Genomic DNA, 2,845 nt, shown 5'->3' on the forward strand with positions numbered 1-2,845 from the left:
AACAGCGGAAATGACTGATCGGAATGCCCCGAAATATGCAGCTTATCTGCTTCTTCATTTAGAGGGTTTCCGTTATGACCCTTGACCCATTCCCAAGACACGTTTAGAGCTTGGTTTAATACGTCTAATTCTTGCCATAAATCAGCGTTCTCCACGGGCTTCTTAGAGGCATTACGCCACCCGTTACGCTTCCAGTTCTCTAACCACTCAGTAATCCCCTTAACCACATACTGACTGTCTGAATAGACCACCACTGGATTGTCTGGGTAACGCTTTTGTAGTCTTAATAGCTGCGGTTAATTCCATGCGGTTGCTGGTGGTCTGTAACTCACCTCCAGACCTCTTTAAACGCTTCTCACCCCTAGCCAATACAAAGCCCCAACCACCTCGTTTCTCTTGAGTGATACATGCTCCGTCTGTGTATGCGTAGTTGATTTCAGTCACGTCGATTGTTTTTGTTGTTGTCATACTAGGTCTTGCTTCTTAGCGTCAGCAAATAGACGCTTAACGGTTGATTCTGATACGTTTAATGCTTCTGCTGTCTTGGAGATCGAAAGCCCTTCAGAGCGTAATTTAGCTACTTTCTCAGCGGTTGCTTTAACTGGACGACCAATTACTTTTCCCTGTTTTCTAGCCCTTGCTTGACCCTCAATGGTTCGTTCTCTAATACGGTCTCTTTCAAACTCAGCAAATGCAGTAAACATACGCAACATTAACTTACCCTCTGAGGTCGTAAGGTCTCTTGTTGGTAGGTCTAGGCTGTGTACCTTAACGCCAATCCCTAAGAGCAATTCAATAGTCTGCTGTACGTCTATGTTGTCACGTCCCAAGCGGTCTAACTTCAAGACCACCAGCGTGTCTCCTGTGATGAGTTTATGTTCAACCATAGCTTTAAAGCCTTTACGTTCCATTGCACAGACTGAGCCTGATACTGTTTCCTCAACTACGAAAGAACTCTCAACCTCATACCCCTTGTCTTTAAAGGCTTGTACTTGGTTTTCTGTGGTCTGTTCCGTTGTAGAGACACGACAGTAAAAATAAGTCCTATTACTCAAATAGTTTTCCTTCACTTAATTTCAAAAGTGGGGTTGATTTTATGAGCCTAGGTCAAAAGTGTCAAACGCTACTTTTAGTACATGTTTATCTCAGTTCATTAAAGGGGGTTCATAAACGAATGTTTTTGAGCTAGGCATAGCCTGACCACTCAATCAACTAGCCACTCTCTTTCAACTTGGTTAGCAATTACCGTAGCGGATTCTAAGAGCTTCTTAACGTCACTCTTAGCGTAATAGCCGTAACTCATGGTTTGCCCTGCTTTGTGCCCTACAAGCGTAGCTGTCTCAAATTCTTCCACTTTGGCTCGTTGTGCTGCTGTTGTGTAGTGAACACGTAGAGAGTGGAAAGACCTTGTTTTATCGTCTGTGATTCTCTCGACTTTGAAGCGGGAGAATGCACGACCTGTCGTTTTTGTTTCAATACAAAGGGGTAGTGTTATGTCGTTCACTTGAGGTGGAAGAGGGACAACCCTCACGCCTGATGCGGTCTTACTCTTTTTAATGACCATACACCGCACACCATCAATTAACTCCTCATGTGCGTTACATATTTCGTTTAGACGTGCCCCTGTAAACAGACCTAACCTAACAACATTCTTAATGTTTTCAGGGCATTCCCTTAGTATTTTCTGTAACTGCTGTTTGCTAAATAGTTGCTTTTGCTGTGTACCCTCACCACGATACTTACTCAAATCGTGGTCACAGAAAGGGCTAATCTTTTGGTCTATCTCACCTAGCTTGTAAGCGTGAACCCATACAGATTTAAGACGGCTTAAATGCGCTGTAATTGTTCCGTGTGCATACTCTTGACCTAGATAGTCTACATACTCGACCACTTGTTTTTTGCGTATTTCTCTCAGGGGTATGTCTCTGACTTTTAAGAACAATACGAATCTTTCAGTAGCGTTTCTCAGCTTGCTAACTGTGTCAGGCGTAGCGTTACTACTACGACCTAATAAACTATTTAGCCCCTCCAAAAGCGTGTATGAGTAAGCGTGTTGGTTGTCTCCGTAAACCTCTTGCCTAAAGGCTGCTTTTGCAATGTCATTACGTGGTAGTACATCGTCAAAATCAATAGCTGAATCATTGGCTTGTAGTGCCCCAACATAAGGCTTTACTTGCTCAAGATATTGCTTGAATTGCATTCTGTCAGGGCTGTAAGCACCTTGCAGTTGTGCAGCTAGTTCCCCGTTGAGCTTGTCACGTTTGATTCGTGCAGCTTTGACGGAACTGGTCTTTAAACTGATGGTTATATTTGTTTTGTTTGGGTAAAGGTGCTTGAGGTCTTTAGGTACTCTACGACAATAGACCCATGTGTCGTGGTGAAGTTTTAGGTAGCGGTTATTTGCTGATTTGCTGTTAGTTGACATAGGTATTAAACACTCGATAAGTTGCACGTAGTGTATCACGCCTTGTGTCCTGTAGTCCTTTGATAATGGGCTTTCCCAGAGGTGGAGGGGTTTTGGGGCACTTTGATGTAATAGCCAGCCTATCTCTTTGCTCTAAGGCCTGATAACAGCGTCGAGCATGCTCATTTACTAGCGTAAACTGCGCGTGCTCTCCTTGTTCTAAAACCTTATAGCGGTGAGCTAGACTACCGATAAAGTTCGATAAGCCGAGGTGAATACCTCGGCTTTTTTGTGGTGCGCCGAGCGTCTAGTTGGTCTGGCGATTGTAGTCACAGCCGCGAAAAAAGGTTTTCTCGTTCCAAAAACCAAGCGGGACTTCGAGAGCGAAGATAAATGGCCAGCAGAATGGCTCGGTTCTATAAAGATCAATCTGGATGACAC

2 protein-coding genes and 1 pseudogene are annotated in these 2,845 nt (G+C 44.0%); all 3 read right to left on the reverse strand.

Annotated elements, in window-relative coordinates; all coding sequences use genetic code 11:
* Positions 1-468 (reverse strand): annotated as a pseudogene (gene rnhA / locus KIV40_RS35630) (ribonuclease HI); the annotation flags it as partial.
* Positions 465-1,055, reverse strand: a complete 591-nt coding sequence (locus KIV40_RS25755; RefSeq protein WP_285352026.1) for a recombinase family protein — start codon at positions 1,053-1,055, stop codon at positions 465-467. The pseudogene rnhA and the gene KIV40_RS25755, both read right to left, overlap by 4 nt.
* A 149-nt stretch (positions 1,056-1,204) precedes the next feature.
* Positions 1,205-2,425 carry a DUF6538 domain-containing protein gene (locus KIV40_RS25760; RefSeq protein WP_285352028.1) on the reverse strand — a complete coding sequence of 407 codons (1,221 nt, stop codon included), beginning with the start codon at positions 2,423-2,425 and terminating at the stop codon, positions 1,205-1,207.
* Positions 2,426-2,845 lie beyond the last annotated feature (420 nt).

It is taken from the genome of Vibrio sp. D173a, assembly GCF_030248475.1.